General features: G+C 45.8%; 27 protein-coding genes. 18 read left to right on the forward strand and 9 right to left on the reverse strand.

Translation table 11 applies throughout. From position 1 onward, the window contains the following. Positions 1 to 28 precede the first annotated feature (28 nt). The 8 genes from ACFSVM_RS05510 to ACFSVM_RS05545 all read left to right on the forward strand — a co-directional run bounded on the left by ACFSVM_RS05510 (position 29) and on the right by ACFSVM_RS05545 (position 4,343). Entirely contained in the window at positions 29 to 490 is a 462-nt protein-coding gene (locus ACFSVM_RS05510; RefSeq protein WP_076311376.1) for a DUF948 domain-containing protein, read from the forward strand. A 6-nt stretch (positions 491 to 496) separates the two neighbouring features. Then, a complete protein-coding gene (locus ACFSVM_RS05515) occupies positions 497 to 835 on the forward strand; it encodes a YtxH domain-containing protein (protein WP_076311375.1) in 339 nt (112 codons plus the stop codon). A 195-nt stretch (positions 836 to 1,030) separates the two neighbouring features. Then, entirely contained in the window at positions 1,031 to 1,837 is an 807-nt protein-coding gene (gene racE / locus ACFSVM_RS05520; protein ID WP_076312530.1) for a glutamate racemase, read from the forward strand. A gap of 189 nt (positions 1,838 to 2,026) precedes the next feature. Then, positions 2,027 to 2,911, forward strand: coding sequence for a M14 family metallopeptidase (locus ACFSVM_RS05525; protein ID WP_379260807.1), 885 nt, complete (start codon positions 2,027 to 2,029; stop codon positions 2,909 to 2,911). Between the two features lie 100 nt (positions 2,912 to 3,011). Beyond that, positions 3,012 to 3,263, forward strand: coding sequence for a hypothetical protein (locus tag ACFSVM_RS05530; protein WP_076311373.1), 252 nt, complete (start codon positions 3,012 to 3,014; stop codon positions 3,261 to 3,263). A gap of 141 nt (positions 3,264 to 3,404) precedes the next feature. Further along, positions 3,405 to 3,707, forward strand: a complete 303-nt coding sequence (locus tag ACFSVM_RS05535; protein WP_076311372.1) for a heme biosynthesis protein HemY — start codon at positions 3,405 to 3,407, stop codon at positions 3,705 to 3,707. A 45-nt stretch (positions 3,708 to 3,752) separates the two neighbouring features. Further along, a complete protein-coding gene (locus ACFSVM_RS05540) occupies positions 3,753 to 3,977 on the forward strand; it encodes a DUF1450 domain-containing protein (RefSeq protein ID WP_076311371.1) in 225 nt (74 codons plus the stop codon). A gap of 78 nt (positions 3,978 to 4,055) precedes the next feature. After that, positions 4,056 to 4,343: a hypothetical protein gene (locus ACFSVM_RS05545; RefSeq protein WP_379260810.1), complete on the forward strand. Its 288-nt coding sequence runs from the start codon at positions 4,056 to 4,058 to the stop codon at positions 4,341 to 4,343. 74 nt (positions 4,344 to 4,417) lie between these two features. On the opposite strand, the gene ACFSVM_RS05550 is transcribed toward ACFSVM_RS05545, so the two are convergent. Together ACFSVM_RS05550 and ACFSVM_RS05555 are read right to left on the reverse strand one after the other, a co-directional pair. Then, the gene (locus tag ACFSVM_RS05550; protein WP_379260812.1) at positions 4,418 to 6,385 is read right to left on the reverse strand and encodes an LTA synthase family protein; all 1,968 of its coding nucleotides are present in this window, start codon (positions 6,383 to 6,385) and stop codon (positions 4,418 to 4,420) included. Positions 6,386 to 6,531: 146 nt separating this feature from the next. Continuing rightward, complete coding sequence (locus ACFSVM_RS05555) at positions 6,532 to 7,677, reverse strand: THUMP domain-containing class I SAM-dependent RNA methyltransferase (RefSeq protein WP_379260814.1); 1,146 nt, start codon at positions 7,675 to 7,677, stop codon at positions 6,532 to 6,534. A gap of 205 nt (positions 7,678 to 7,882) precedes the next feature. Here ACFSVM_RS05555 and ACFSVM_RS05560 point away from each other — a divergent pair, with 205 nt between their 5' ends. Beyond that, positions 7,883 to 8,515, forward strand: coding sequence for an O-methyltransferase (locus tag ACFSVM_RS05560; RefSeq protein WP_076311367.1), 633 nt, complete (start codon positions 7,883 to 7,885; stop codon positions 8,513 to 8,515). Between the two features lie 84 nt (positions 8,516 to 8,599). Here ACFSVM_RS05560 and ACFSVM_RS05565 read toward each other — a convergent pair whose 3' ends face one another. Both ACFSVM_RS05565 and ACFSVM_RS05570 read right to left on the reverse strand, forming a co-directional pair. After that, entirely contained in the window at positions 8,600 to 9,802 is a 1,203-nt protein-coding gene (locus tag ACFSVM_RS05565) for an asparaginase (RefSeq protein WP_379260816.1), read from the reverse strand. A 335-nt stretch (positions 9,803 to 10,137) separates the two neighbouring features. After that, positions 10,138 to 11,343: an MFS transporter gene (locus ACFSVM_RS05570; protein WP_076311365.1), complete on the reverse strand. Its 1,206-nt coding sequence runs from the start codon at positions 11,341 to 11,343 to the stop codon at positions 10,138 to 10,140. Between the two features lie 258 nt (positions 11,344 to 11,601). Between ACFSVM_RS05570 and hemE the strand changes: the two genes are divergently transcribed. From hemE to ACFSVM_RS05610, 8 genes are all read left to right on the forward strand, one after another. Continuing rightward, complete coding sequence (gene hemE / locus ACFSVM_RS05575) at positions 11,602 to 12,660, forward strand: uroporphyrinogen decarboxylase (RefSeq protein WP_076311364.1); 1,059 nt, start codon at positions 11,602 to 11,604, stop codon at positions 12,658 to 12,660. Between the two features lie 27 nt (positions 12,661 to 12,687). Then, the gene (gene hemH / locus ACFSVM_RS05580) at positions 12,688 to 13,632 is read left to right on the forward strand and encodes a ferrochelatase (protein ID WP_076311363.1); all 945 of its coding nucleotides are present in this window, start codon (positions 12,688 to 12,690) and stop codon (positions 13,630 to 13,632) included. A gap of 216 nt (positions 13,633 to 13,848) precedes the next feature. Continuing rightward, positions 13,849 to 15,222, forward strand: coding sequence for a CapA family protein (locus ACFSVM_RS05585; protein ID WP_379260819.1), 1,374 nt, complete (start codon positions 13,849 to 13,851; stop codon positions 15,220 to 15,222). Positions 15,223 to 15,245: 23 nt separating this feature from the next. Further along, entirely contained in the window at positions 15,246 to 15,998 is a 753-nt protein-coding gene (locus ACFSVM_RS05590; RefSeq protein ID WP_379260821.1) for a glycerophosphodiester phosphodiesterase, read from the forward strand. Positions 15,999 to 16,031: 33 nt separating this feature from the next. Further along, entirely contained in the window at positions 16,032 to 16,658 is a 627-nt protein-coding gene (locus ACFSVM_RS05595; protein WP_076312529.1) for a fumarylacetoacetate hydrolase family protein, read from the forward strand. A 169-nt stretch (positions 16,659 to 16,827) separates the two neighbouring features. After that, the gene (locus ACFSVM_RS05600) at positions 16,828 to 17,643 is read left to right on the forward strand and encodes a DUF92 domain-containing protein (RefSeq protein WP_379260822.1); all 816 of its coding nucleotides are present in this window, start codon (positions 16,828 to 16,830) and stop codon (positions 17,641 to 17,643) included. A 91-nt stretch (positions 17,644 to 17,734) separates the two neighbouring features. Next, positions 17,735 to 19,663, forward strand: a complete 1,929-nt coding sequence (locus tag ACFSVM_RS05605) for an ABC-F family ATP-binding cassette domain-containing protein (protein WP_090723105.1) — start codon at positions 17,735 to 17,737, stop codon at positions 19,661 to 19,663. Positions 19,664 to 19,690: 27 nt separating this feature from the next. Continuing rightward, entirely contained in the window at positions 19,691 to 20,629 is a 939-nt protein-coding gene (locus ACFSVM_RS05610) for a hypothetical protein (RefSeq protein ID WP_090723104.1), read from the forward strand. A 128-nt stretch (positions 20,630 to 20,757) separates the two neighbouring features. Here the strand turns inward: ACFSVM_RS05610 and ACFSVM_RS05615 are convergent, their stop codons facing one another. The 4 genes from ACFSVM_RS05615 to ACFSVM_RS05630 all read right to left on the reverse strand — a co-directional run bounded on the left by ACFSVM_RS05615 (position 20,758) and on the right by ACFSVM_RS05630 (position 24,322). Further along, positions 20,758 to 21,795, reverse strand: coding sequence for a M42 family metallopeptidase (locus ACFSVM_RS05615; RefSeq protein ID WP_076311357.1), 1,038 nt, complete (start codon positions 21,793 to 21,795; stop codon positions 20,758 to 20,760). A gap of 76 nt (positions 21,796 to 21,871) precedes the next feature. Then, a complete protein-coding gene (gene pepF, locus ACFSVM_RS05620; protein WP_090723102.1) occupies positions 21,872 to 23,662 on the reverse strand; it encodes an oligoendopeptidase F in 1,791 nt (596 codons plus the stop codon). Between the two features lie 237 nt (positions 23,663 to 23,899). After that, positions 23,900 to 24,082 carry a hypothetical protein gene (locus ACFSVM_RS05625; RefSeq protein WP_076311355.1) on the reverse strand — a complete coding sequence of 61 codons (183 nt, stop codon included), beginning with the start codon at positions 24,080 to 24,082 and terminating at the stop codon, positions 23,900 to 23,902. Positions 24,083 to 24,088: 6 nt separating this feature from the next. Continuing rightward, a complete protein-coding gene (locus ACFSVM_RS05630) occupies positions 24,089 to 24,322 on the reverse strand; it encodes a hypothetical protein (RefSeq protein ID WP_076311354.1) in 234 nt (77 codons plus the stop codon). A gap of 163 nt (positions 24,323 to 24,485) precedes the next feature. On the opposite strand from ACFSVM_RS05630, the gene ACFSVM_RS05635 reads away from it, so the two are divergent. Beyond that, positions 24,486 to 24,683, forward strand: coding sequence for a cold shock domain-containing protein (locus ACFSVM_RS05635; protein ID WP_047909861.1), 198 nt, complete (start codon positions 24,486 to 24,488; stop codon positions 24,681 to 24,683). A gap of 136 nt (positions 24,684 to 24,819) precedes the next feature. On the opposite strand, the gene ACFSVM_RS05640 is transcribed toward ACFSVM_RS05635, so the two are convergent. Continuing rightward, on the reverse strand, positions 24,820 to 26,157 hold the full coding sequence (locus tag ACFSVM_RS05640; protein ID WP_090723101.1) for a multi antimicrobial extrusion protein MatE: 1,338 nt from the start codon (positions 26,155 to 26,157) through the stop codon (positions 24,820 to 24,822). Positions 26,158 to 26,481 lie beyond the last annotated feature (324 nt).

Genomic DNA, 26,481 nt, shown 5'->3' on the forward strand with positions numbered 1-26,481 from the left:
TTCGCCCGGTTAGCAGGAGGGTTGGAACATGATCGCATGGAGTGTAGCGCTGATGGCAGGGGCTTTTGTTATCCTGGCAGCGGCCGGTGTACTGGTGCTTATTGAAGCAAAAAGCTTGATGAAGCAGGTTAAACGCAGTGTAAGTCAGCTTGAAGAGAAAACAGATTTACTCGCTGCAGATACCTCAGCCATGATTCAAGGTACGAATAAAGCGATATCGGATATGCAGGGACATCTGGAGAAGTCAGCCCCTCTCTTTGAATCGATTGCTTCGCTTGGAATGGTGCTGCAGCAGGTAAGTCGTACAATGGATGAGATCAGCCTCAAGCTGTCTCGTTCAGCGCACAAGCATGTGGATGGTGCACACCAGGACAATGAACAGCGTCTGGGGCAAATGTTCCGATACGTTGATGCGGCCATGACGGTATGGCACACATGGCAGCGTAATACTCCTGCTCCGGGCGCTTCCCGCCCGCTTGAGAAGGAGTGAGCAGGTATGAAAGATACGAACAAGAGCTTGTTATGGGGTACACTGATTGGAACGATTGCTGGATCCATTACAGCGCTGCTATTTGCCCCCAAATCCGGAGCAGAGCTTCGCGAGGATATTGCGGATAACGCCAAGCTGGTTACAGAGAAGGGGCAGAACCTGGCCGAGAAAGTCAGCGAGCAGAGTGTAAAGATTGCTTCCAAAGTGAAGGAATCGACAGAAGTCTTTTTGCAAGAAATCCGGGGCGTCAGTTCAGAAAATCAGGTTGCTAAAGTGTCTGGGATCAGTGAAACTGCAAAGACTGAGCAGGCTGCTGACGAAGCAGCAAAGGATGATACAATATAGGCGTAAAGATACGTGGTAAAGGCCTTGCTGCCGCTCCCTTGTAAGTGTAGGGATGAGGCAAAAGGCCTTTTTGCGCTGAGCTTGGTTTACACGTCTATACTAAATCGGGTAAGATGTAGGTACCTTTTTGCCGTCCGAATCATAGGGTAGGATTGAAAAGGGATGGAAATATGTAAAGAAGGAAGCGGTGTGTTCGTGCAACAAGCTATCGCAATTTTAGATTCTGGTGTTGGGGGGCTGACTGTAGCCAAAGAAGTGATGCGTCAGCTTCCGCGGGAAAAAGTCATTTATTTTGGAGATACGGCCCGCACACCATACGGACCCCGATCGTCCGAGGAAGTAAAACAATTTACTGAACAAATCGTAGATTTTCTGATTCAATTTGACCCAAAAGTTATCGTTATTGCCTGTAATACGGCAACAGCAGCTGCGCTGGACCATATATCCCAGAAAGTAGATATTCCGGTGATCGGTGTCATTCATCCTGGTGCCAGAGCAGCAATAACGGCCACCAAGACAGGTAATATTGGAGTCATCGGTACGATGGGTACAATCAACAGCGGAGCGTATACCACAGCACTTAAGCAGCTGTCTCCATATATCAACGTTATGAGTCAGGCTTGTCCCGCTCTTGTCCCGCTGGTAGAGCAGGGGGATTTCAGGTCCGAGCATACGAGATCCACTGTCAGTGAGTCCTTGAATGGCATGAAAGACAAACCAATCGACACCCTTATACTAGGCTGTACTCATTATCCGTTCTTGATGGAGACGATTGGTCAGGTAATGGGTCCTCATGTCAAATTAATTAGTTCTGCGGATGAGACTGCTAGAGAAACGAGCACGATCTTATATGACAAGGGAAAGCTCGCCATTGGCGATGAAACGCCAGTTCATCAGTTTTTCTGCTCAGGTGATCCGGTCATGTTTCAAAGCATTGCAAGATCCTGGCTAGGAGAGCAGATCCGCAATACCCCGGTCGTATGGCAGGTATCCAAACTGTAACGCTTGAAGAATAACACAGCCTTGACATTGAACTGCAGAGTTCAAAGAACAAGGCTGTCTTTTTTATGCATATTTTAGTGACATCTCAATTCCTCCCTAGGGATTTATCACGAATATAATGAATAGCAGCATATACTGCACGTAAATATGGTTCTTGACCTTCACTTAGTTTATAGGAGGAGATAAGGGATGAATCTATACGGGTATCATGAGCTTGAACAAGACCTTGATCACATAAAAAGCTTAAGAATGTCGATGAGTGAGCTGGGGACTATGGGCTGCAGTGTGCTTGGAAAAAAGATACCATACATCAGGATCGGAAAGGGCCCGATTCAGCTTCACGTCAATGCAGGTATGCATGCGAATGAGTGGCTGAACGTTCCTTGTCTGATGCAATTTGTCAAAAAATATATGACCGCTCTAGAAGAACAACAGGATTGGCAGGGCTGCTTATCCGATGGATGGTCTGAACAAGTGACCCTATGGGTGGTGCCGATGCTTAATCCTGATGGCATAGAATTGGTTCTTAATGGACCAGATGCTCATCCCTTCTCCACAGAGCTCCTAGAAATGAATGGCGGCAATTCTGACTTCTCGAGCTGGAAGGCGAACATTCGGGGCATAGATCTCAACGATCAATTTCCTGCTCATTTTTACGAAGAAGCGAGACGCCGTTCCGTCACTTGCCCTGGACCAAGAGATTATGGAGGAGAACATCCCCTGACTGAACCAGAGTCCAGAGCCTTGGCAGAATGGACGAAGGATAAGAAATTTGACATGATTATCGCACTGCATAGTCAAGGGGAAGAAATATACTGGAACTATCGTGATTACGAGCCTGCGTTCAGTGAGGAATGGGCACAGCAGCTTGCTGCAGCAACAGGGTATGCTCCGGTTAAATTGACGGAAAGTGATGCAGGATATAAAGATTGGTTTATTCAGGAGTATGGCAGACCGGGCTTTACCGTTGAAACCGGACTCGGGACTAATCCGCTGCCGGTTAATCAATATACTCCGATTGCTGCTGAGGTCGAGCGTCTTATGGTGTCTGCCATCCGCTTGCTTCTTCGCTGATCTCTCGAGTTAAGAGCAATGATCTAAGGGAGGTATGGAAACCTCCCCTGAATTTACACGTATGTTATGATAGTAATAACCCGGAAGGAGAATGATCATCATGAAATGGAAGAAGCTGCTTTCACTAAAGTCGTGGTCTCATGTGTTTAAAAGGATGCCTGCTCTTCTAATGTCTTCAGAAGTTAAATTGCAGGACAAGCTTCTCTTCTTGGTTCCTGCCGCGGTATATTGGGTTATGCCTGATGTGCTGCCACTCCTCCCGATTGATGATATCGGGGTCACGATGTTTCTCATGAACTGGTTTGTTCAGAGGGCAGAACGCAAATATCCTAATGTAGCAGTTCGAAAATAATTGATGAATGATGAAATGGATTCAATCTGCAGATATTGCTAAATACACGCATCTTGATTAAAATATAGGGTATTGAAATTGAGCCAATTATAAATTGCTAACAGTTTCTATATATAGATGACACTAGGAGATGAAATTATAATGAAAGCAAAAATTACTCGTAATGCCGCTAAAGTGCTTAAGCGTGAGCTGGCACTTCCTGAGAATGAAGGTAAATATGTACGCGTCCTGATTACGCTCGACCATGGAGATCATGTACACTATGGAATTGACTTTGATACACCTAAAGAGAATGATGAGGTTGTATCTACAGATAAAGAAATCGACCTGATCCTTGAAACTGGCAAGCCGATGCTGGATGGCATCAAAGTGGATTATTTGTACTTCCCTAAAGAAGGTTTTGTTATTACAAATCCTGCGCAAGGGAATCATTTCCACGACTAATTGTTAAGAAGCCGAATGATGTTTTTCTTGTGAGAAGGGGAGTACATGGCTAACGATATTCGAGTATGTGATAAATGTAAGCATGTCAAATTAAAGTCTTTGGTGCCTAAGCTTCAGAAGATGGCTCCAGATGCCGAGATCAAGGTAGGCTGCAAATCCTATTGCGGACCCTGCGGCAAAAGAGCTTTTGTATTTATTAATGGACGATACATCAGCGCACCGACAGAGGAAGAAGTGCTTGCCAAGGCAGCCCCATTCATTAAAAATTAAGTTCTGTGCATAACGACCTTTCTTAATATCCATGCTAACAGGTGTAGCAGGGACTTTGAGAGAGGAGTGTGCTTCGATATGAAACACGATCATTCCAGTCTGCAATCCTTCACGACGGTGGCGCAAGCCTCCAACTCAGTAAAAAAACTGCATCATGCGGTATCCCAAGCGATGTCGCATCCTACACCAGATATGCTCGATCAAGCGAATAAGCGATTGCTGCGTGCAGAGAATGCAGTAGCGGTAGCCCGGCAGCAGCTGAACTACAGCGGTACTGAGTTTGCAGAGGAAATCCTCTCAGAAGAAAAGGAACGTCTCGCATCACTCCATGCCAGCCTGGCATCGAAGAAGCCGGAAGACAACTGACCTGCATACCAATGAACCCCCGTTCTCATCAGAGACGGGGGTTTGTTGATGATCGATATTAAAATCAGTAGCCCTTACTTCGACGAATCACGAAGCTTCGCGATGAGGTCATAAGTAATTACACGATCAGATATTGACAGCTGGTTCTTTGCTTTATCAAACGTAGCTTCGCATGCGTTTACGTTTGTTTGCTCTCCTGACTCAGCATCATAACAGCCCCCATGTTCAAAGCGGTAATCGTCTGAAGGGATGTAATACAATTCCCTTGTAGCGAAAGCGCCTGTACGAAGTACAACCATCCGATTTCGGCTGTTCAGCAGGTCATTCCCCATGAAATACTTCGAATCTGTCGGTATACCGAGCAGATGAAGAAGGGTTGGTGCGATATCCATTTGACCTGCTGGCTCCAGATATACTCCAGAACGTGCTCCATCAGGTAGATGGAGGAGAAGTGGCACCTGGTTCATGATTTGATGCATCTGGAGCTCATCAATCCTCTTGCCGAGAAAGGCCTCATAGTTGGACTGCTCCTTCAGAGAATTGTCATGATCGCCGTACACCATAAATAGGGTATTTTCCCACAGCCCCTCCTTCTTCAGCCGTTCAATAAGCTCTCCGAGTGCCGCATCTGAATAATGCACGGCCTGAAGATAGTCCCCAAACAGAGTTCCGTTAAACTGGCCTACATCCAGCTCTTGTATAGATTCTGGAAGCGTATAGGGATGATGGCTCGTTAATGTAATCATAAAGGAGTAAAAGGGCTCCTCATGGGTGCCAGTCAGTTGATCCAGCGATTGCCGGAAAAAAGAGTTGTCTCCCAGCGACCAGCCGATCGGCTCGTCTATCGTGTATTCATTTTTGCTCATGAATTCGTCATATCCCATGTGGCTGTACATCGTATATCGGTTCCAGAAGCTGCTCTCGTAAGCATGATAAGCGCCCGTGTAATACCCTTGCTCTCCGAGAACAGACGGAAGTGAGTCATACATATGATCCGGGTAGCGGGTGAATACAGAGCCTGTCGGCAGAGGATGCAGCGAGATGTTGGCAGATAAGTCAGCATCGGAGGTTCGTCCTTGACCGGTCTGATGATAGAAATTTTTGAAATATAAGCTGTCCTTCATTAATGCATTGAGATGCGGGGTGACCTCCTGACCGTTTATACTTTTGTTAATCACAAAATTCATCAAAGCTTCAACCTGGACAAGCATGACATTCTTACCTTTATATTGGCCAAAAGTGTCCGATGAGGCGGCTTTTAGCGCTTGCTGCTGCTTATGATCAAAGTATTGCTTAACCTCGTTCATTTCCTCATCTGTCAGGCCTGCTTGGCTATTCTGCCGCTCCTTGTTATACCGGTATAGATCGTAGCCGTGGAATCCGAGCAAGCCAGTCACGTTATATAGGCTGAGGTTCCACCAGTTGCCGGTAAACAAACCGACCGCCCATGTGCGATTGTAAAATTCAATGGGTCCAAAGGTAAGAACTGCACCGATCACAAGTGCAAGAGTGCCGCTGAGGAATCGCTGCCACTTAGGTGCATATTCTTTATGTGCGCTTCGTGCTCTAACTGTGCGCTTAGAGAGGAGGAGAACGCATACAGAATATACGGCAAGCAGCAGTAGATCTGCAAAAAACCACAAATCAGCGAATCTCAGAAGTGAGAAAATACTGTCATCCACCGAGCTTAATTGACCAGCCTGCAGCAGTACAGGAATGGTAATGAAATCTTGGAAGTACCGATAATAGACGAGGTCGGCATAGATGAGTGCACTGAGCAGCACATCCAGGACAATCAGGGCGATCATTCTTGCACGCTGCGGGAGCCATAGCACCCAGAAGGAGACGAGCAGCAAAGATCCGAAACTAATTACATAATCGAGAAAATTCATATCAATATTTCTTGCATTAAGCTGGCTGTGGAAGTATCCCAGCTTGAGAATCATCAGGATCACAAATATGAGGTAATAGAAATAACGTGAACTCCTCCACTTTATGTATCGGGAGGATGTATATGAAGGTGTGTTAAATCGCTTGGACAAGCATGGTTCCTCCTTTGAACGTACATGATACAAGTTACATTATATCTCTCCGTACAGTTGTTTATGAAATTCGAATGATGCACCATACTGAACACAAAAAGAGTAAACGTCATAAGGTTTACTCTTTTGTGTTCAAGATGCATGCATTAGTTTCGAGCGGGTTTGGGAGGCAGAGGACCTAAGAATTGATAATACTGGGTCTCGATACGTCCGTTGAACAGCTTTCTGCGCTTATCGGCCTTCTGATTGAAGTATCGTTCAAACGATTTGGTTGACGTAATGGCAAAGAAGGACCAGGTCGGTACCTCGGCTGCCACTCGTCCAAGCTGACGAATGAGCTTCTCTACCTCAGCTTGTTCTCCAAGCCGTTCACCATATGGCGGGTTGGTAATAAGACATCCGTACTCTCCGGACAAGCGGACTTTGGCTACAGGCAGAACATCGAGCTTAATTTCCTTGGCGAAGCCGGCACTCTTGACCGCAGCTTGAGCAACCTCAATTGCTCCCGGGTCTACATCGCTGCCGGCAATCTGCAGAGGGATGTCATCTTTAACCGAGTCAAAAGCTTCCTCACGCGCTTCATCCCATAGTTCCTTGGATACGAGCGGCCAATGCTCGCTATTAAACGAACGACGAAGACCAGGAGCGATATTCCAGCCGATCATTGCCGCTTCAACAAGCAGTGTTCCTGACCCGCAGAATGGATCGTAAAAGGGACGGTGCGGGCCCCAGCGGCTGAGCTGAATGAGAGCAGCAGCCAATGTCTCTTTGAGCGGAGCTTCTGTAACCAGCTTGCGATAGCCCCGTTTGTGAAGGCCTGCTCCGCTTGTATCCAGGGTCAGAAGTGCGATGTCGTTATGAAGGTTAACTTCAATGACGAAGCGGGCGCCGTTCTCCGGGAACCATTCTGTATGATAGGTCTGCTTCAGCTTCTCGACGATTGCTTTTTTGACAATCCCTTGAGATGCAGGCACGCTGCTAAGCTGAGATTTATGAGATCTTCCTTCTACGGGGAACTCGCCGTTTTGAGGGATCCATTCCTGCCATGGAAGGGCTTTGGTTCCTTCGAATAATTCATCAAAGGTGGTAGCCTTGAACTCGCCCATCTTAACAAGTATGCGGTCGGCGCTTCTAAGCCACAGGTTACACCGGGCAATATCGATGAAATCGGCCGCAAAGGTTACTCGACCGTTCTCTACAGTTATATCTTCATAACCGAGCAGTTTTAATTCTCTAGATACGACAGCTTCTAGTCCCATCGGTGTTGTTGCGATTAATTGCAAAGGTTGCATTGAATTGCTTCAGCTCCATCCTGGTGACATTCTATTTGAGTTCAATTACGAATAGGATGCCCCAATATATTTTCAGCAAGCCTTGCTTGCCAAGGCTTGTACCAGTAGAATAAGGTACGCACCGTTCTCAGCTTAATTAAACAAACATTTATTATAAATTAATTAAATGAAGAAGGAAAGTTATTTAAGGGGGATTCCATATCCGATGATGATTACACCAGATGATTATGTATCTAAATTATATGAAGAGGATGAAATGCTGAAGGAAGTGCTTGAAGCCATTAAAGAGCGCGGTATGCCTGAAGTATCGGTTGCAGCGGCATATGGGCGGCTCCTCACAATGCTTGTACGGACCTCGCGTGCAGAGCAGATATTGGAGATCGGTGCACTGGGTGGCTACAGCGGCATATGTTTAAGCAGAGGATTAGGGGAGACAGGCCGATTAACCTCACTTGAAATTAAAGAAGAGTACGCTGCGCTGGCTTACGAGCATTTGAGCAAAGCAGGCTTCGGCGATCGAGTGGAATATCGAATAGGGCCGGCCGCAGATAGCTTGGCACGCATGAAGGAGGAAGGGAAGAAGTTTGACTTCTTTTTTATTGACGCTGATAAGCTGAATTATACGGTTTACTTAGAATATGCAATTGAATTGTCAAATCCAGGTGCTCTAATTGTTGGAGATAATTGCTTCCTGCGCGGAAGAACTTTAAATCATGAGAAGAATGGTCCTTCGGTCCAGGCTGTCAGAAGATTTAATGAGCTGATGGCTTCGGATGACCGACTAATCAGTACATTGATTCCGGCCTATGACGGACTTGCTATTGCATATGTAAAATAAACAATGACAAAGAACACCCTCGAATGCTTGTTATCGAGGGTGTTCGTTCATGTATAACAACGGATAAGAAAATAATGATGCCGATTATACTTCGGATTTACCGTAGGTTTCAAACCAGCCTTTGATTGTATCGAAGTCATCTGTGAATGCCAAAGAGAGAAGCAGCAGGATGCGAGCATGCTGCGGGCTGAGATTATCTCCCGATATGATACCCTCGCCGCCGCTATAGACGCTTCCTGAACCGGTACGAGTCGTGGTTACGAAGACAACGCCTTCCTCAATGGCTGTTTTTCTCTCGGCACTCATCGCACTGGAGATTCCGCCTGCACCTGTTCCGGAGGTGACAATACCCTTGGCTCCGTTCGCTACGAACCCGCTGATCGCACCAGCTCCTGCTTGTTGATAAGAGATCGCGATCTCAACTTTAGTATCGGCCAGCTTTTCTTTTGAAATTTTGGAAAGGTCGAAGACAGGCTTCGCTGTACCTTCCGGCTTCATTGCCCGGGCAGGAGCACGATAGATACGGATATTATCTCCATCTATGTATCCGAGAGCGCCAAGCACCGGGGTCTCAAAGGTGTCGGTACGATAAGCATTCGTTTTGGTTACACCTCGTGCAGAATGCAGCGTATCGTTGAGCATCAATACAGTTCCAAAGGAAGTTGTGCGTCCGCTTGCAGCCAGCTTAATCGCATTGAACAGATTGGCTTGTGCATCAGAGCCGATAACTGTCCAAGGACGCATGGAGCCTGTAATAATAACCGGCTTATCGCTTTGAACCGTAAGATCAAGGAAGTAAGCAATCTCTTCCATGGTATCGGTACCTGTTGTAACCACGACACTGTCATAGGTTTCAAGCGCTTTATCTACCGACATCGACAGATCGTATAGGTCGGGTATGGTATAGGCAGAAGAGCCTGAATTGCCAAATTGCAGCGTGTTCACTTCAGCCAGCTTGTCCAGGTTAGGAAGAGAGCCCACCATGTCACCGATCGCAAGTGAACCTGCCCTGTAGCTGGTGAAGCTGGTCTCATCAGTAGATTGTCCTGCAATCGTACCGCCTGTTCCAACGACAAGAACATTGGGTAATTCGGAGGCTTTGGCAGCCTCAGTGAGAGGAGGGATCGTCGTATTGCGGATCGGTGTAGTGGACTGAACAGGAGAGGTTGTTCCTTGCACGACAACGGTCGCCGCGCTGGCAGTAGATGGGATGGGGGATAGAGACAAGGTTAAGGCGGTCAATGCGGCTAGGGCAAAGTGTTTACTGAATCTGTTGTTAGGTTTCATTCCGTTACACTCCTCTAATGCAAATTTTGGTATGTAGTCTTGAGGAGTATTCTATATTCATGTTAGATAAAATTACAAACTATAAAAAACAGAGTAAACATCTGATAACTATAGAAATTAAGAGATAATACCATAATAGTTAAAGAAATCTAAGGAAAATAAACTTTGTTTCGAATGTTTTAAGTTTCAATCAAATCGATGAATACGAGTTTTGTGTTATATATACTCACACAATTTATGACGAGATACGATTATACAAATAAAAAAGACATTCTACCCTGATAACTTGCAGGTAGAATGTCTTTTTTTGATAAATAGCTATGTTTGATGCTCTGCTATACAGATGACTTTTTCCGTGAGTACAGCTTCATCCGCACCCAGATCACATTGACCAACAGAAGCGAGCCCGAGATGATGAACAAGCCTTCAATGCCTATAAAGCCTGATAAGAAGCCGCCTGCTACAGCACCTATCATATTTCCTAACGCCAAAGTGCTGCTGTTGAACCCGAACGCACGGCTCTCCATTCCGTCCGGTGTATAGGAACGAATCAAGGAATTGACACTTGGCAGAAGGCCGCCCATAAATATGCCCATTAAGAAACGAATCACGATCAGCTGACCGACATTTTGTACAAAAGCTTGAGGTATCAGGGTCAAGGCTGCTCCGATAAGGGCAAAGGTAAGTATTCGATGCGAACCGATCTTGTCACTCAGCTTCCCAAGGAGGGGTGAAGCGATCATATTGGATATGCCTGCAACAGCGCTGACCATCCCCGCAAAGAAGGCGAGATTCTCTACCGTACCATGCAGGTGAAGTACATATAGCGGAAGCAAAGACATGGGACTGATCATAGCAAATTGCAGCAAGAAGGTGACGGCGAACAGCGCCGGCAGCTGAGGCGTTTTGGTCAGCTGGTGCAGTCCTCCCAGTACCGTCTGTGCTGGCAATTGTGCAGCCTCTTCACGGTCAAAGTTCTCTCTGACAAGAAACAATGCAAGCAGTGAAGCAGAGAAGATCAGAATGCCTGTGATATAGAAAATAGGTCTAAAGCCCACGAGGTCAGCTAATATGCCACCGATTAAGGGGCCCAGAATAGTTCCAGCAACCTGACCTGATTGAACAGTTCCCATGGCAAATCCCATTCGGTCTTTTGGTGTCGTTCCCGAAATCAGTGCGACGGCTGCCGGATTGAAGCCTGAGATTGTTCCGTTCAGTAATCTAAGAAACAGCAAATGCCATGGGTTTTGTGCAAAACCCATGAGGGTAATAACAATGGCCATGCCAAAGCCTGAGCGCAGCAGCATGATTTTGCGGCCGTATTTGTCAGCAAGCTTACCCCATAGGGGCTGAAATATAAAGGAGGTAACAAAATTGGCTGCAAAGATAAATCCCGCCCACAGTCCGATCTCACGTTCACCGGTTACTCCCAAATCCTGGGCAAGGTATAATGATAGAAAGGGAGTAACCATTGTCATGCCGGCATTTACTAGAAATTGTCCGAACCATAGCACGATAAGGTTAATTTTCCATGATTTCAATTGATGAGGGTCACTTCCTTTCTGCCGCTTACGTACGGTTCAATTGTTGCCATTATTTTAGTATAACACACTACAGGAAGAGTGGTTTTTGTGCGGTACTTGATGAATCATTGCTTTATCGGTTCTTCAGATTGCATTCATTTGCTTAAGGGAACCTTCATCCAATTGTCAATGGATGTTCGATTTCGCTTACTTGTTAGCTGGTTTTAAAAAGGGCATAATGGAAATTAAAGAAACGACATTATTGGAGGCCAAGAAATGGCATATAACGATAGGTTTATTAGAGCAGGGTATAAGCAGCCTGTAGATCAGCTTCCCGTATGGTATATGAGACAAGCTGGGCGTTACGATCCCGAATACCGCAAGGTCAAAGAGAAGTACACTTTACTTGAGATTTGCAAGCAGCCGGAGCTCGCTGCAGAAGTAACCCTCATGCCTGTACGTAAATTGGGAGTAGACGCGGCAATTTTATATTCAGATATTATGAATCCGGTCGCTTCCATCGGTATTGATTTTGATATTGTGAAGGATGTAGGTCCTGTTATTCACAACCCGATCCGTTCTTCAGCCGATGTAGAGAAGCTTCGTCCAATTAATGTTGAACAGGATTTGTCGCACATTATGGAGACGATACGTATTCTGGATAAGGAGCTCACGGTTCCTCTCATCACTTTTGCCGGCGCACCGTTTACCATTGCCAGCTATTTGATCGAAGGCCGCCCTTCAAAGGGGTACATTCGAACCAAAGAAATGATGTACAGCGAACCAGCAGTTTGGTTTCAATTAATGGATAAGCTCGGCGATATGGTTATTACTTATGTAAGGCATCAGATTCAGAATGGCGGTAAAGCATTCCAGGTATTTGACAGCTGGGTTGGGGCCTTGTCTCCTGCCGATTTCCAAATTTACGTCCTGCCAACCATTACGCGCATCTTCGAAGAATTATCTGATCTGGACGTTCCGAAAATTTATTTTCCAGGCGTCAGCTCGGGCGAGCTGCTTCCTACACTTTCAGACATCAAGGCAAATGTAGTGGGCTTGGATTGGAGAGTGTCCATTAATGAAGGTCGAAGAAGACTGGGGAATAAGTTCGCTGTTCAAGGGAATCTCGATCCTTACGTACTTACAGCACCTATTGAAGTCATTAAGAAGTATGCAAAAACTATTATTGACGAAGGAATTCAGCAGCCTGGATACATATTTAATCTGGGGCATGGTCTGTTTCCCGAGGCTTCTATTGACAAGCTCAAGGAGCTGACAGATTATGTGCACGAATACTCAGCTGAAGCGCTGAAGGTTCAGAATGCACACCTATAAACATATAGAGACAAGGTGGGAATTACTATGAGCAACCAAGTAGGCGTGCTTGTCATGTCGTATGGCACACCACAAAGTATGGAAGATATAGAAGCTTATTATACACATATTAGAAGAGGCAATAAGCCATCTGAGGAGCAGCTTCGCGAACTTACGGAGCGATATGAAGCCATCGTCGGCGGGGTCTTCCCTCTCCGCGAGCATACGAACAATCAGGTGGAATCCCTTGAGAAGACGTTAGCGCAGGATGAGAGAGCCTCCGGGGTAGAATTCCGATGTTATCAAGGCTTAAAGCATGCAAGTCCGTTCATTGAAGATGGTGTGGATGCAATGGCTAAGGACGGCATTAAGAGAGCGGTAGGTATCGTTCTAGCCCCTCACTACTCTATGATGAGCATTGGGTCCTATATCAAAAGAGCACAAGCGAAGGCTGAAGAGCATGGGATTGAAATGAGCTTTGTAGAATCCTATCATCTGCATCCGAAGCTGATTGAAGCATTGTCTATACGCGTTAGTGCGAAGCTCGATCAATTTGAAGAAGCAGGAGCGAAGCGCGATTCGGTTCGCGTTCTGTTTAGTGCGCACAGTCTGCCGGAGAAGATTGTAGAGATGGGAGATCCATACCCGGAGCAGCTGCTGGAAACCTCCAAGGCAGTTGCCAAGCAGGCAGGTATAGAGAACTGGCAGTTTACATGGCAGAGTGCCGGTCAGACAGCTACCCCATGGCTCGGACCAGATATTCTCGACACCCTGCAGGTGCTGAGCAAGGAACAGGTTGAGGATGTTCTCGTGGCACCGGTAGGTTTTGTATCTGATCATCTTGAAGTGCTGTACGATCTGGATATTGAAGCGAAAGCGATCGCGAAGGAGCTCGATATGCGTCTAATGCGGATCGATTCACTTAACAATGATCCATTGTATATGGAGACGCTGAGTGACTGTGTCATTAAATCATGGCAAGGAATAAACTGAGCTCTTAGATAATACTGTAGGGAGCTTTTATAAAAGGTCTGCTAGACTATGAGGGCTTGCATCCACTCCGGATGCAGGCTCTTTTTTATTGCTGATCTATCGTCAGCCTGAGTATATAGCCGGATTCAAGAAATATCCTTTTACTGGTATAATAGATTTGGATTTTATTAGAATTAATTGATTCATTAAGAACAGGAATAAGTAGAAGGAGAGAGTATGCTGCCGTCAAGATCAGAGAAGCATTCGGCTGCGAAAAAAGCGAAACAGCGCAGAAGAAGCAAAATGTGGGTTACATTGAACGTTGTCCTTATTTTATGTATCGCAGGTATTATCATATACTTTAATTCAGTAGGGGGTCTGACAGGTCCTGCGGAAGATCCGGGCGTATCCTTATCCAGTAGTGAAGAGAACCAGGATGAGCAGGAGTCGAATGAGACTGGGAATACAGCAGAGGTTGACAACAGAGAGAGGGCCTCATCTGAATCCGAAGAGGATAATTCGAACACTTCATCATCAGAAGATAAGGAGCTGAATGAAGCTTCAGAGGATACGACTTCCTCGACCGCCGAGCAAGCTGAAGAGCAATCAGACCCGAAGACTGGCGAAGGTGATTCTGTCGATAAGTCTGCTGAACCTGCGGATGGTGAATTCGTCGTTATGAGCTTTGCGGGTGATGTGCAGTTCTCAGGTAAAGTCGAGGAATTGCTTGAGAGAGAAGGCTTTGATTATCCATACCTTCATCTAGGCAATCTTTTTAAGAACGATGATCTTACGTTCATCAATCTGGAAACACCGGTGACAACAGGAGGAGAGGCGGCACTCGGCAAATCTTACGTGTACAAATCCTCTCCTAAGGCCCTTGAAGCGATGAAGGAAGCAGGAGTGGACATCGTTAATCTGGCAAACAATCATATATTGGATCAAGGGCAGGCAGGACTTGCCGATACACTCAAATATTTGAAGGATTATCAAATAAATTATGTTGGTGCTGGATTGGATCGCAAGACTGCCTATGCTCCCGTCTATTATGAGGTCAAGGGAATGCGCATAGCACTGCTCGGCTTCACAAGAGTTATTCCTGAAGCAAGCTGGCGAGCTGAATCAGGAAAACCAGGTGTTGCAGATGCATATAATAGTACAGATGCTGTTAAGGCGATAGGGCAAGCGAGAAAAGAGGCTGACCTCGTCATTGTCATGTCTCATTGGGGCGAGGAGCGTCAGACGATGCCAAACGATATCCAAACACAGCTGGGACATGAATTTATTGATGCAGGTGCAGATCTGGTCATTGGCGGACACCCTCACGTATTGCAGGGACTGGAATCTTATAAAGGAAAATGGATTGCTTACAGTACAGGCAATTTTATATTCTCAAGATCCACAAATGAGGAGACATGGAGAACCGCCGTATTCCAGGCCCGCTGCCAGAAGAATGGGGCCTGCACGATGAAGGCCACCCCTTATCATGCCGAGCTGGGGCAGCCGGTCCCTATGGAGAATAAGGATGGGGCTGCTCTTTTGAAAGAGCTGGAGCTCAGATCGTTTGACGTAAAGGTAGGAGCAGATGGCTCCATATCGGCAGCAGATTAAATTATAGGTGTAAGGAGATGGAGATGAACAATCCTTGTGTAGCACACCGTGGTTATTCCTCACTTGCTCCGGAGAATACGATGGCTGCCTTTGAGCTTGCAATGGAGCAGGCGCAGGTTCAATGGATCGAGCTGGATGTTCAGCTATCCCGGGACGGCTATCCTGTTGTCATCCATGATTATCGGCTCGAGCGAACGACAAACGGCAAGGGGTTTGTGAAGGACATGACCTTGCACGAGCTTAAACAGCTGGATGCAGGCAGCTGGAAGTCGAAGAAATACGCGGGCGAACGAATTCCAACTCTGGCTGAAGTATTGGAGCGGACAAGGGGAAGGGTCAAGCTGAATATTGAGCTCAAGACGACGGGGGATATGTATCCTCACATGCCAGCAGCAGTGTTAAGGGAGCTGTTCGGCAGATGGAACGAAGCAGATTATGTGATTACTTCATTTGACCGCAGATCACTTGTTAAAGTAAAGTTAATTCATCGGTTTGCTCGAACAGGACTTATCATTAATGCATATCCGCCCGATCTTGCACGTCAACTTATTGAGCTTAAATGTGATCTGCTGTCTATAGGTTATCCTCATGTGAATAAGCAGCTCATAAGCGACATGAAAAAAAGCGGAATTGATGTCATGGCCTGGACCGTAGATTCGTCCAGAATTATGCGCAATTTGGCAGTAATAGATCAGGATATTATGTTGTGTACGAACAATCCGGAATTATGGCAAAAGGCTTTTGCTAAAAAAGCAATGAAATGGTTTAAATCTTAAATTAGACATTAAGGCGAAAGGATTACGATGAAGATGAATTCACAGATCAGAAATGTCTATTGTGTTGGCCGCAACTATCGCCTGCACGCCGAAGAACTAGGAAATGCAGTACCTGACGAACCTATGATATTTATGAAGCCCTCCCATGCGGTCGTTCTGATGGAAGATCAAGAGCTTACTCTTCCAGGGGGCCGAGGTGAGATCCATTATGAGGCAGAGCTGGTTGTGAGAATTGGAGCAGACCATACTCCCGGTATAAATGTTGATGAAGTCATCGACGCTTATGCTTTCGGAATCGACTTTACACTGCGTGATGTACAGTCTGTGATCAAACAAAAAGGTCATCCATGGACAGCAGCAAAGGGATTTAAAAATTCAGCTCCGATCTCCAAATTCGAGCCTGTCCAATCTATTCAGTCTTTAACCGATTTCGAATTTACACTGAATAAGAACGGGGAAGAAGTGCAGCGCGGAAACATTCGCGACATGATTTTTACCATTCAAAATATAGCGGATTATCTATCCGAACATTATGGACTCGGACCGGGGGATATTATATTTACAGGAACTCCGGCTGGTGTTGGTCCTGTTGAGCCAGGAGATCGACTGGAGTTGACCTGGGCAGATGAAGCTAAGGGAAGTGTGATCGTTCGTTATTAATGCACAATTATGAAATAATTAAAGAAATTATTGTGTTATCCTTGTAAGAAGTTATAGACACGCTTATCTAATCCTCCTCAGGATTGTATATGACGTGTCTTTTTGTCTATATCACGGGCTGCACATGGTATACTATATTTAAAATAACTATAGAATCAGGAGACGGCAGATGGATTGGATTATTGGAACGCTGTGTGCATTCCTTGTCGCCGGTGCTGCATATTACAAGCGGTCGCTCACTTTATCGGGCAGCATAGCTGCGGTTATCATGGGTGCCGTGTATTATGGGGCAGGCGATCTCATGTGGTTTGGAACGCTGCTTCTCTTCTTTATAACGTCGACGGTACTATCCAAGTACAAGAAGCGGGAGAAGCAGGAGCTCGAACAATCGTATGCAAAGACAGGAAATCGGGATGCAGGTCAAGTACTTGCGAACGGCGGGCTTGGGATGGTGCTGGTTCTGCTGCACGCCATATTTCCCGATCCGGTTTGGATATATGCCTTTATCGGCATCATGGCGACTGTTACGGCAGATACCTGGGCAACGGAGATCGGCAGCTTAAGCTCCAAGCCTCCTCGTTCAGTGAGAACATGGAAGATTATTCCTCCGGGGTCATCGGGTGGTGTCACCGTAAAGGGGAATGCAGCTGCCGCAGCTGGAGCTCTAATGATTGGGGGATGTGCTTATCTGTTTCTGGTATTAAGCTCTGGAGCAGAGGGTTCATTGACTGCACTTATCGCATTTGCGATCATCGGAGTGGTATCCGGCTTCATAGGAGCGTATGCCGATTCTCTGATGGGAGCGACCATTCAGCGCATGTATCACTGTAATGTCTGTAGCAAGGATGTAGAAGTTCATCATCATTGCGGACAGAATACTGTGCGGGGCAAGGGGCTCAACTGGATGAGTAATGACCTGGTCAATCTGTTCAGCTCACTCATCGGTGGAGGTATCGCCATCCTGCTGGGATGGTTATTACTATAAATTTCATCAGGTACAAGTTGTGTTTTATCATCGAATCATTAGGTATTAAAAGAAACGGATTCCATCCATAGAAAAGAGTAGGGACATAGATATGAATATAATGACAGTTGAGAATTTATCTAAAAGCTATGGAGAGAAAATTCTCTTCAAGAATGCATCCTTTGGAATGAGCGATCAGGACAAGATTGGGATTGTAGGTGTTAACGGCACAGGTAAATCGACCTTTCTTCGCGTTATTGCGGGGCTTGAACAGCCGGATGAAGGAAATATTGCGATTGGTAATCAAGTAAGGGTTCAAATGCTTGCCCAAAATCCCGACTTCGATTCAGATATGACTGTTCTGCAGCAAGTGTTTCAAGGGGATACACCTCAAATGCAAGCCGTTCGTGATTATATGGAAACGATGGAGCTGCTCGCGCTCAAACCGAGCGATGAGGCTTTACTTCAGCGGCTTACAAAGCGGAGTGAGCAAATGGAAGCCTATGATGCCTGGCAGCTTGAGAGTGAGGCAAAAACCATTCTATCCAAGCTGGGGATTACGCAATATGATGCGAGAATGGGCTCATTATCTGGTGGACAGCGCAAAAGAGTAGCTCTGGCGGCGGCACTTATCCATCCTTCGGATCTGCTCATTCTGGATGAGCCAACGAACCACATTGATAATGATTCAGTGGAATGGCTCGAACAGTACTTGCAGAAGCGCCGCGGTGCACTACTCATGATTACGCATGATCGTTACTTCCTTGATCGTGTGGCTAATGTGATGCTGGAGCTGGATTATGGCCGTTTGTTTCGTTATGAAGCGAATTACACCAGGTTTCTTGAGCTCAAGGCAGAGCGTGAAGAAAGAGAAGCGTCTTCTGAACAGAAGCGCCAGAATTTACTGCGAAATGAGCTCGCGTGGATCCGCAGAGGAGCTAAGGCAAGAACGACGAAGCAGAAGGCAAGAATTGACCGGTATGAACAGTTAAAGGATCAGGAGGGTGTACAGCGTTCAGGTAATCTGGAGATGTCTGTGGCATCAACCCGGCTCGGCAAGAAAATTCTTGAAATTGAAGGCTTGACCAAGCGTACAGAGCACAAGAAGCTGGTAGAGAACCTTAGCTATATTGCGGTGCCAGGGGATCGTGTTGGCATCGTGGGCCCTAATGGAACCGGTAAATCTACGCTGCTGAATATGATTGCAGGTGGAATTCAGCCGGATGCCGGTGAGATCATCCTTGGGCCTACCGTCAAGCTGGGCTATTTCACTCAAGAACATCAGGAGATGGATGAGAATCTGAGGGTCATTGAATACATCAAAGAAGAAGCAGAAGTGATCCGAACCGGAGAAGGGGAGACGATTACTGCTGCACAGATGCTGGAACGATTCTTATTCCCTCCTGCGGCTCAATGGACTTACATTTCAAGATTATCCGGAGGAGAGAAGCGCCGTTTGTATCTGCTCCGTGTGTTAATGTCTGCGCCTAACGTTCTGCTCTTGGATGAGCCGACGAATGATCTGGATATTCAAACGCTAAGTGTGCTTGAGGCGTATCTGGATGATTTTCCGGGTGTTGTATTCGTGGTATCCCATGACCGGTATTTCCTTGACCGGACGGTAGATAAAGTCCTTGCTTTCGAAGGAGAAGGTCAGGTACGCGTGCATGTAGGGAACTATTCGGAATATGCCGAGTGGCTGTCTAAAAACGCACACAATCAGCAAAAGCCGATTGGCAAAAAGGAAGAGGCAGTGAAGCCCGATTCATCTTCGTCAGCTGCACCAGAGCCCCCTAAAGTGAAGCTGAAATTCAGCTTCAAGGAACAACGTGAATATGAACTCATAGACAGCCAGATTGAGGAGACTGAACGTAAGCTTGAGGAGATTACTGCACAGATGGAGGAAGCATTCAGTGATGCTTCCAGGCTTCAGGAGCTTATGAAAGAGCAGGCCGAAACAGAGGGGCATCTTGAATACTTGATGGAACGCTGGACTTATCTTAATGAGCTTGCGGAGCAAATTGAGCTTAGCAAGAAGTAAACGACGGATATCGAACAGGAGGAGTCTATGTACCAGGAAGTGAATGAGCGACTGGCATTTCTGAAGGAAAAGGGAAGGCTCTTGTCTAAATGGAATTCCAGACTTGACCATTTGAGAGAGCTTGAGCAGCAAAAAGAAGAGTTGGTGGCAGAACGTAAAGTGCATCTGGCTGCAGAACAAAAGGATGTAGATGCGCTGACTCGTACCTCAATTTCTTCTGTATTCTACAGCATTGTAGGAAAAAAAGAGCAAAGGCTGGAAAAGGAAGAGGCTGAGCTTCTCGAGAGCAAAGGACGGTATGACGAAGCTGTCCATGCCTTGAACAACATCCGTCAGCAAATGACAGTCGCAAGCGAAGAGCTGGCCGCATTGTCAGAGTGGCAGAACTGGGAGCAGGAATATGAGCAGCTGATGAATAAGAAGCAGGATACCCTGCTGGATACCTCTCCGTTCATTCTAACCTCGCTTGAGCACGAAGCTAAGCTGAAGGGTCAGATCAAAGAGGTTGATGAAGCAGAGAGGGCAGGACATAGAGTGCTGCATAGTCTTCATGAGGCTGAGGAAGCACTCCGTTCCGCCGGAAATTGGGGAACCTATGATATGCTCGGCGGGGGAGCATTCTCGACCTATATTAAGCATAGTCGTGTGGATGAAGCTGAATCTCATGTGCATTCTGCACAATATCATTTGCGTGAGTTTCAGGAAGAGCTGAGAGATGTAGATCTATCCATTCAAGGTCAGTTAAAGATTGACGGTATGCTGAGCTTTGCTGATTATTTTCTGGATGGCTTCTTCACAGATTGGCTGGTACAAAATAAAATTAATGAAGGTAAAGAGCAGGTTGGCCGGGGCGTGAGGGAGGTTGAACGTGTCCTGTCGTCCCTATCTTCCACAAGAGACAGTCTCAAGCTTGAACTTGATAAGTTGCAGCAGGAGCGAAGAAGCTTTGTTGAAGAGGCTGAATAGCCGGCAGCTGCTGATGATGAGACCAATTTAGTTATATTTAAGAAGGACTCGCCGATATAGACCCAAGACAGGTCTGCGGCGAGTCCTTCTATTTTAACGAATGAATGAATTTGTTCTGGTATATCCAATTAGCTGGTAATGTATGCTCCTAGGAGTCGGGCTGTATTCAGAACAGCCTGCTTATGCGTTCTCTCCATCGCATGAGAAGCATGTACACCTGGACCAACCAGAGCTGCTCGTATATTGTTGCCTCCACGCAGTGCAGCAGATGCATCAGAACCATAGTGAGGGTAAATATCCACGGCATATGGAATGTCGGCACTCTTAGCCAGCTCGATCAGACGGGTCGTCATCTCATAATCATATGGACCGGAGGAGTCCTTGGCACAGATGGATACATCGGTCTCCTTACAGCTTAAATCGTCACCCATCGCACCCATGTCAACCGCAATCATCTCGTCGATATCCGAAGGGATATAAGCCGTTCCATGTCCGACTTCTTCGTAATTGCTGATCAGTAATTTAACCTGATGCCGAGGCTTCCAGCCTTCACGCTTTGTGGATTCAAGCAGGGCAAACAAGGCAGCGATACTGGCTTTATCGTCAAGATGTCTGGATTTGATATAACCGCTAGGTGTGAATTCTACACGGGGGTTAAAAGAAATGAAATCACCCACCGCGATTCCGAGCTGAAGCACATCCTGTTTACTCTCGACCACTTCATCAATTCGAATTTCCATTACGCTCTCTTCACGTTTGAAATCTCTTGCTCCACTGTACACGTGTACGGATGGCTGAGTAGACATAATAGTACCGGTGTATACTTTACCGCTGCGAGTATGAATTTGACAGTATTCATTTTCAATGGATTGCATCATGAAGCCTCCGATTGAAGTGAGCTTCAGTGTGCCGTGATTTGTAACCGAACGGACCATTGCGCCTAGCGTATCTACATGTGCACTTAGCGCGATGGTACGACTGTTGTCTTCTCCAGGCATAGTAATGATGAGTCCACCTTTGGCATTTCTTTCATAAGCGGCATCTAAACTTTTTGTTTCGGCTTCCATCAGCTCCATAATGTGGTGAGTAAAGCCGCTTGGACTAGGTGTCTCCAACAGCTTTTTTAACAAATCCAGTGTGTATTGCTCATTCATTTGAATTGTCATCGTCCGAGATCTCTCCTTCATGTGTACATAATCAAATCCCTTGCCGTTATGGGCAAGGGATCATAGGATTGAAGCTTTATTTAGTAAGCTGCTCCATTTGCGATATAACATCTTCGAACACAGTCATAGCTTCACGAATTGGCTCTGGAGAGGACATATCTACGCCGGCTTTCTCCAGAATATTGATTGAATAGTCACTGCCGCCGCTCTTCAGGAAGCCAAGATAGCGATCAACAGCCGGCTCGCCTTCTTCTAGAATTTGCTTCGCAAAGCTGGTCGCTGCTGAGAAGCCTGTTGCGTATTTATAAACGTAGAAGCTGGTATAGAAGTGAGGAATACGAGCCCATTCCATCTCAATATCCTGGTCCACGACCATTCCTTCACCATGGTACTTTTTGTTCAGATCATAGTATATTTCAGACAGCAATTGAGGAGTCAGAGATTCCCCTTGTTCTGCCCGCTCATGAATGATTTTCTCAAATTCAGCAAACATCGTTTGACGGAACACCGTAGTACGGAATTGATCCGCATAATAGGTCAGCAGATACAGCTTCTCTTTGGGATCTGTTGATTTGTTAAGGAGATAATCCATTAGCAATGCCTCATTTGTTGTAGAAGCGACCTCTGCAAGGAAGATGGTGTACTGTGCATCTCTGTATTTCAGAGCTTTGTCTGAGAAATAGGAGTGCAGCGCATGACCCATCTCATGCGTCAGAGTAAACATGCTGTTCAGATTATCCTTATGATTCAGCAGCACGTAAGGGTGAGTGCCGTAAGCACCCCAGCTGTATGCACCTGTACGTTTGTTCTCATTCTCATATACGTCGATCCAGCCGTTATCATAGCCTTCCTGAAGTGCAGTCAAGTACTCTTCTCCAAGCGGCTTCAGACTTTCTTTAACTGTTTTCTTGGCTTCATCATAGGTGATGTCCATCTTGTATTCCTCGACCAGTGGTGCGAACAGATCATACATATGGAGATCGTCGGTACCCAGCAGCTTTTTACGCAAATTCATATAACGATGCAGAAGGGGCAGACTCTCATGAATGGTATCGATCAGGTTCGTATACACTTCCTTCGGAATGTTGTCCCCGTATAGAGACATTTCCATGACGGAAGGATATTTACGTACTGTGGAATAGAATATATTTTTGTTTACATTCGCATTCAGTGTAGCGGCAATTGTATTCTTGTTCTTGGCGTAGGTGCTGTACACTGCCTTGAATGCGCGTTCCCGGACTTCCCTATTTGGGCTCTCAAGAAACTGAATGTAGCTGCCGTGAGTGAGATCCACTTCATTGCCGTTCTCATCCTTGATCTTCGGAAATTTCATATCTGCATTGTTCAGCATGCCAAAGATCGTTTGCGGTGCCTGAGACAGGTTGCCGACTTGTGCAAGCAGCGCTTCCTCTGTCTTGGAGAGAACATGTGCCTTCTCACGTTTCATCTCAACGAGCGTAAATTTAAATGGTTTGAGTGTAGGGCTGGCAATAAATGCGTCTAGTTGATCCTCGGGCAGCGCCAGAATTTCCGGCACAACAAACGACAGGGACTCGCTGACCTGAACACTTAATTTTTTTGCTTTTTGCAGAAGGGATTGATATGTAGGATCGGCTGTATCTTCATCATGATGCATATGAGCGTACACGTACAAACGCTCGGTCTTGAGTGAAATGTCATCCTCCAGCTCGAAGCAGGACTTTATGCTGTTCTCATTATTCAGCTTCCCTTGATATTCCCCAGCCTGCTGAGCCAGCTTCTTGACTTCTTCATATTCCTTGTCCCAGGCAGCTTGACTCTCGAAAATATTACTTAGTTTCCACTGGTTCTCTACAGGTACTTCACTGCGTTTTAACACTTTACTCATATTCATCCTCCTTTGATGATTATACGATAACGACGGTTCAGGTCGGTCAGTCTGTGCATAGGCTGAAGCGGTCTGAGACAAGATGCATGCAGCAATGACAGCAATGGAGATGGTTCTTCTCGCATTCACTAAAGCGTATCCTCCTTATAATTAAGGCACTAACGCTTAGTATGACCGACATGATACTGAAATATTTGAAAGGGAGCTTATGTATATGACCAATCTGAAATTCAGAGGTTAGCTCCCGAGTGATACCATGCTGTATACAATGAGGATAAAAGCGAGCACGACCATTAACAAGGCAGCGATGGCAAGCGGTCGCCGCAGCTTATCGGGTATACTGTCTCTCTTCGTGATAATGACAAAGCCCAGCAAGAAGGCCGCAACAATAAAAATGACATAGCTCATGCCAACATCCATTTATAGTTACACCTCTTTGAAGGCTTTCATAATCTCGATCCATTCTTCTTCATTATCTGTATAGTTCTCCTTAGGAAAACGGTTCTCAGCCCATTGCATAAGTGCGGGTCTGCTCATAAAGGTGTGGGTTTCCTCGCCCCATTGATCTGAGATTTCACGAAGAACGAGGTAACGTCCCTGAACCTCTACAGTCATCATATTCCACTTGTCTTTTTTGTATATTTGATGTTTTTTAATCATGTGCATTTCTCCAATTTGCGGTTTTGGTAAAATGATACCTTACCCTTGATGCCAAAGCAAATTATTTTACGGAAACCGAAAAAGTTTAATTGCAAAGTAAAAATCAATAAAGTATAATGTAGATATTCGCCATAGATGGCGGCATTTTTAGGAGGTTGTTCATTTGAAAGGTACAGTTAAATGGTTTAATGCAGAAAAAGGTTATGGCTTCATTCAAGTAGAAGGCGGAGACGATGTATTCGTTCACTTCTCAGCAATCCAAGGTGACGGTTTCAAAACTTTGGAAGAAGGTCAAGCGGTAGAATTCGAAATCACTGAAGGCAACCGTGGTCCTCAAGCAGCTAACGTAATCAAACTGTAAGAATTGTTCCGGTTACCGGATTTCTTATACAAGTTTGTATGAAAGCGAAAATTGAGAGCACAGTTCCCCACTTGGGGGACTGTGCTTTTTTGGTCTTTGCTGTGATTTTATTCACACAATCTTCACATCTATGTGATTAAGCATCTATGGATTTGTTCGGTGATGATTTTGATTGTAAGCTGGGCTCGCGATTCGTTCGGCGAATAACCATCCATACGATCAGCAGTTCTGCAAGCAGGCCGGTGGATTGAGCGACAGCGCCTATAACACCGTTCAGCCCTGGAGCGGCAAGAACGAGGATAATGAGCACGATCGTTGTGCAGATGGCATTGGCTGTCTGCGATCGGAACATGGTCTTGGTTTGTCCCCGCAGCAGGATGAGCCCATTACTGTAATCCAGGAACGGTGTGATGAGTGTGAACGAAATAAAGGCCCGTAAAGTGCGCAGGCTCTCCTCGAGCAGCTCACCGCGAACATTCATTGCATGTTCAAGAAACCAAGGACCCAGCGGGGTGTAGGCAACCGTCAAAGTTAAGAGAAATGGAATGAATCCCATTGTAAGGGCAAACTGATTTACCTTTCTAGGATAAGCATTGTAGAAATTCAGTACGATCTGATGAATATAGGTGAAGAAGCTCAGCATGAGCTGCATGATGCTCCCTGCAATAGCGAATGAGGAGATCGCCAGGGCGATGCCCTCGGTTTTTCCAAGCATGATATTAATGATGGGGCCTATAAACATAGCGACAAGACTGGATAAGAGCAGCGGCTTATAGAAATAGAATACCTGTCCCTTCGTCTTAATGTGATGCTCTTCTATTTGTTCCGGCATGTGCTGTACTATTTTACGTCCTTCCAGATAGCTGACTGCGGCTTCGATAAGCATGCCTGCGGCGAAAATAATCGCACCCACTGTACCGCTGGTTACTGAATCGGTCCATATAAAGTACAGCGATAATGAATACATGCCAGCGAGCCGAATTATCATTCCGATCGTCAGCCATTTGGTCTTGTTATTAGTAATAATAACGCCTTGATAGATATTGCGTATAACTGAGAAAATGCTGACAAACATGAGAATTTGATAGACCTGGATAACCGGTTCGAGCAGAGCTTTATCCACACCAAACAAGTACTTGAAGATTGAGGTTCCTATAGGTGTGTATACGATAGCACCGCCAAGCAGCAGCACAGCTGCAAGAAAGATTTTGGTTACATAAATGAGGGCCTGAAAAGAAAGCCGGTCCCTGACCAGTGCGGAGCATGTTTGGCGCAATAAGGTAGAGGGCCGTTCGGTAACTGCGAGCAAACTTCCAGCCAGTGCATAACTTGCAATGACGACCTCGGCTTGGTCGGATCTCGCCAGTGTGCTGTTAATAATGACATGAGAGATGGTCACAAGAGAGGCTGATATTCCTAGAGGAATGAAGAAAGCGAGCAGTCTTCTCCACGACAGGGGTTCATCGGATGACATGTTGTGTAAACTCCTTTTTACATTGAAATATGGAAATTATATCATAAATAGTCACGGCGACAACCTAATTTTGATACTTCATTTTCGAACCCCCAATGCATGAGTTATGCGTTTTCATTTATAGAATAAGAAGCGGTATGGATTTTGCGACCTATTGTTTCTAAAAAATGTATTCGCTTTATATGGTAATATGGACTTTTTCCTATCGTTTATTTGTACAAATTCACATGTCATATTATAATGAAAGTGGTTTGAACAGGTATGAATATGTAGATAACATAGTGGAGGCACCGTTATTTGATTAAACAAAAACAACATAATCGC

Origin of the sequence: Paenibacillus shunpengii, from assembly GCF_042684905.1 — a bacterium.
Lineage (GTDB): Bacteria > Bacillota > Bacilli > Paenibacillales > Paenibacillaceae > Paenibacillus > Paenibacillus shunpengii.

What these genes read in the sequence shown, in the direction of transcription:
- ACFSVM_RS05610 (WP_090723104.1), top strand. Translation starts at nt 19,691, where the DNA reads ATGTACCAGGAAGTGAATGAGCGACTGGCATTTCTGAAGGAAAAGGGA.
- hemE (WP_076311364.1), top strand. Translation starts at nt 11,602, where the DNA reads ATGGCATATAACGATAGGTTTATTAGAGCAGGGTATAAGCAGCCTGTA.
- ACFSVM_RS05535 (WP_076311372.1), top strand. Translation starts at nt 3,405, where the DNA reads ATGAAAGCAAAAATTACTCGTAATGCCGCTAAAGTGCTTAAGCGTGAG.
- ACFSVM_RS05565 (WP_379260816.1), bottom strand. Translation starts at nt 9,802, where the DNA reads ATGAAACCTAACAACAGATTCAGTAAACACTTTGCCCTAGCCGCATTG.
- ACFSVM_RS05585 (WP_379260819.1), top strand. Translation starts at nt 13,849, where the DNA reads ATGCTGCCGTCAAGATCAGAGAAGCATTCGGCTGCGAAAAAAGCGAAA.
- ACFSVM_RS05515 (WP_076311375.1), top strand. Translation starts at nt 497, where the DNA reads ATGAAAGATACGAACAAGAGCTTGTTATGGGGTACACTGATTGGAACG.
- ACFSVM_RS05540 (WP_076311371.1), top strand. Translation starts at nt 3,753, where the DNA reads ATGGCTAACGATATTCGAGTATGTGATAAATGTAAGCATGTCAAATTA.
- ACFSVM_RS05615 (WP_076311357.1), bottom strand. Translation starts at nt 21,795, where the DNA reads ATGACAATTCAAATGAATGAGCAATACACACTGGATTTGTTAAAAAAG.
- ACFSVM_RS05630 (WP_076311354.1), bottom strand. Translation starts at nt 24,322, where the DNA reads ATGATTAAAAAACATCAAATATACAAAAAAGACAAGTGGAATATGATG.
- ACFSVM_RS05625 (WP_076311355.1), bottom strand. Translation starts at nt 24,082, where the DNA reads ATGGATGTTGGCATGAGCTATGTCATTTTTATTGTTGCGGCCTTCTTG.
- ACFSVM_RS05590 (WP_379260821.1), top strand. Translation starts at nt 15,246, where the DNA reads ATGAACAATCCTTGTGTAGCACACCGTGGTTATTCCTCACTTGCTCCG.
- hemH (WP_076311363.1), top strand. Translation starts at nt 12,688, where the DNA reads ATGAGCAACCAAGTAGGCGTGCTTGTCATGTCGTATGGCACACCACAA.
- ACFSVM_RS05595 (WP_076312529.1), top strand. Translation starts at nt 16,032, where the DNA reads ATGAATTCACAGATCAGAAATGTCTATTGTGTTGGCCGCAACTATCGC.
- ACFSVM_RS05510 (WP_076311376.1), top strand. Translation starts at nt 29, where the DNA reads ATGATCGCATGGAGTGTAGCGCTGATGGCAGGGGCTTTTGTTATCCTG.
- ACFSVM_RS05545 (WP_379260810.1), top strand. Translation starts at nt 4,056, where the DNA reads ATGAAACACGATCATTCCAGTCTGCAATCCTTCACGACGGTGGCGCAA.
- ACFSVM_RS05605 (WP_090723105.1), top strand. Translation starts at nt 17,735, where the DNA reads ATGAATATAATGACAGTTGAGAATTTATCTAAAAGCTATGGAGAGAAA.
- ACFSVM_RS05640 (WP_090723101.1), bottom strand. Translation starts at nt 26,157, where the DNA reads ATGTCATCCGATGAACCCCTGTCGTGGAGAAGACTGCTCGCTTTCTTC.
- ACFSVM_RS05530 (WP_076311373.1), top strand. Translation starts at nt 3,012, where the DNA reads ATGAAATGGAAGAAGCTGCTTTCACTAAAGTCGTGGTCTCATGTGTTT.
- ACFSVM_RS05600 (WP_379260822.1), top strand. Translation starts at nt 16,828, where the DNA reads ATGGATTGGATTATTGGAACGCTGTGTGCATTCCTTGTCGCCGGTGCT.
- ACFSVM_RS05525 (WP_379260807.1), top strand. Translation starts at nt 2,027, where the DNA reads ATGAATCTATACGGGTATCATGAGCTTGAACAAGACCTTGATCACATA.
- pepF (WP_090723102.1), bottom strand. Translation starts at nt 23,662, where the DNA reads ATGAGTAAAGTGTTAAAACGCAGTGAAGTACCTGTAGAGAACCAGTGG.
- ACFSVM_RS05560 (WP_076311367.1), top strand. Translation starts at nt 7,883, where the DNA reads ATGATGATTACACCAGATGATTATGTATCTAAATTATATGAAGAGGAT.
- ACFSVM_RS05555 (WP_379260814.1), bottom strand. Translation starts at nt 7,677, where the DNA reads ATGCAACCTTTGCAATTAATCGCAACAACACCGATGGGACTAGAAGCT.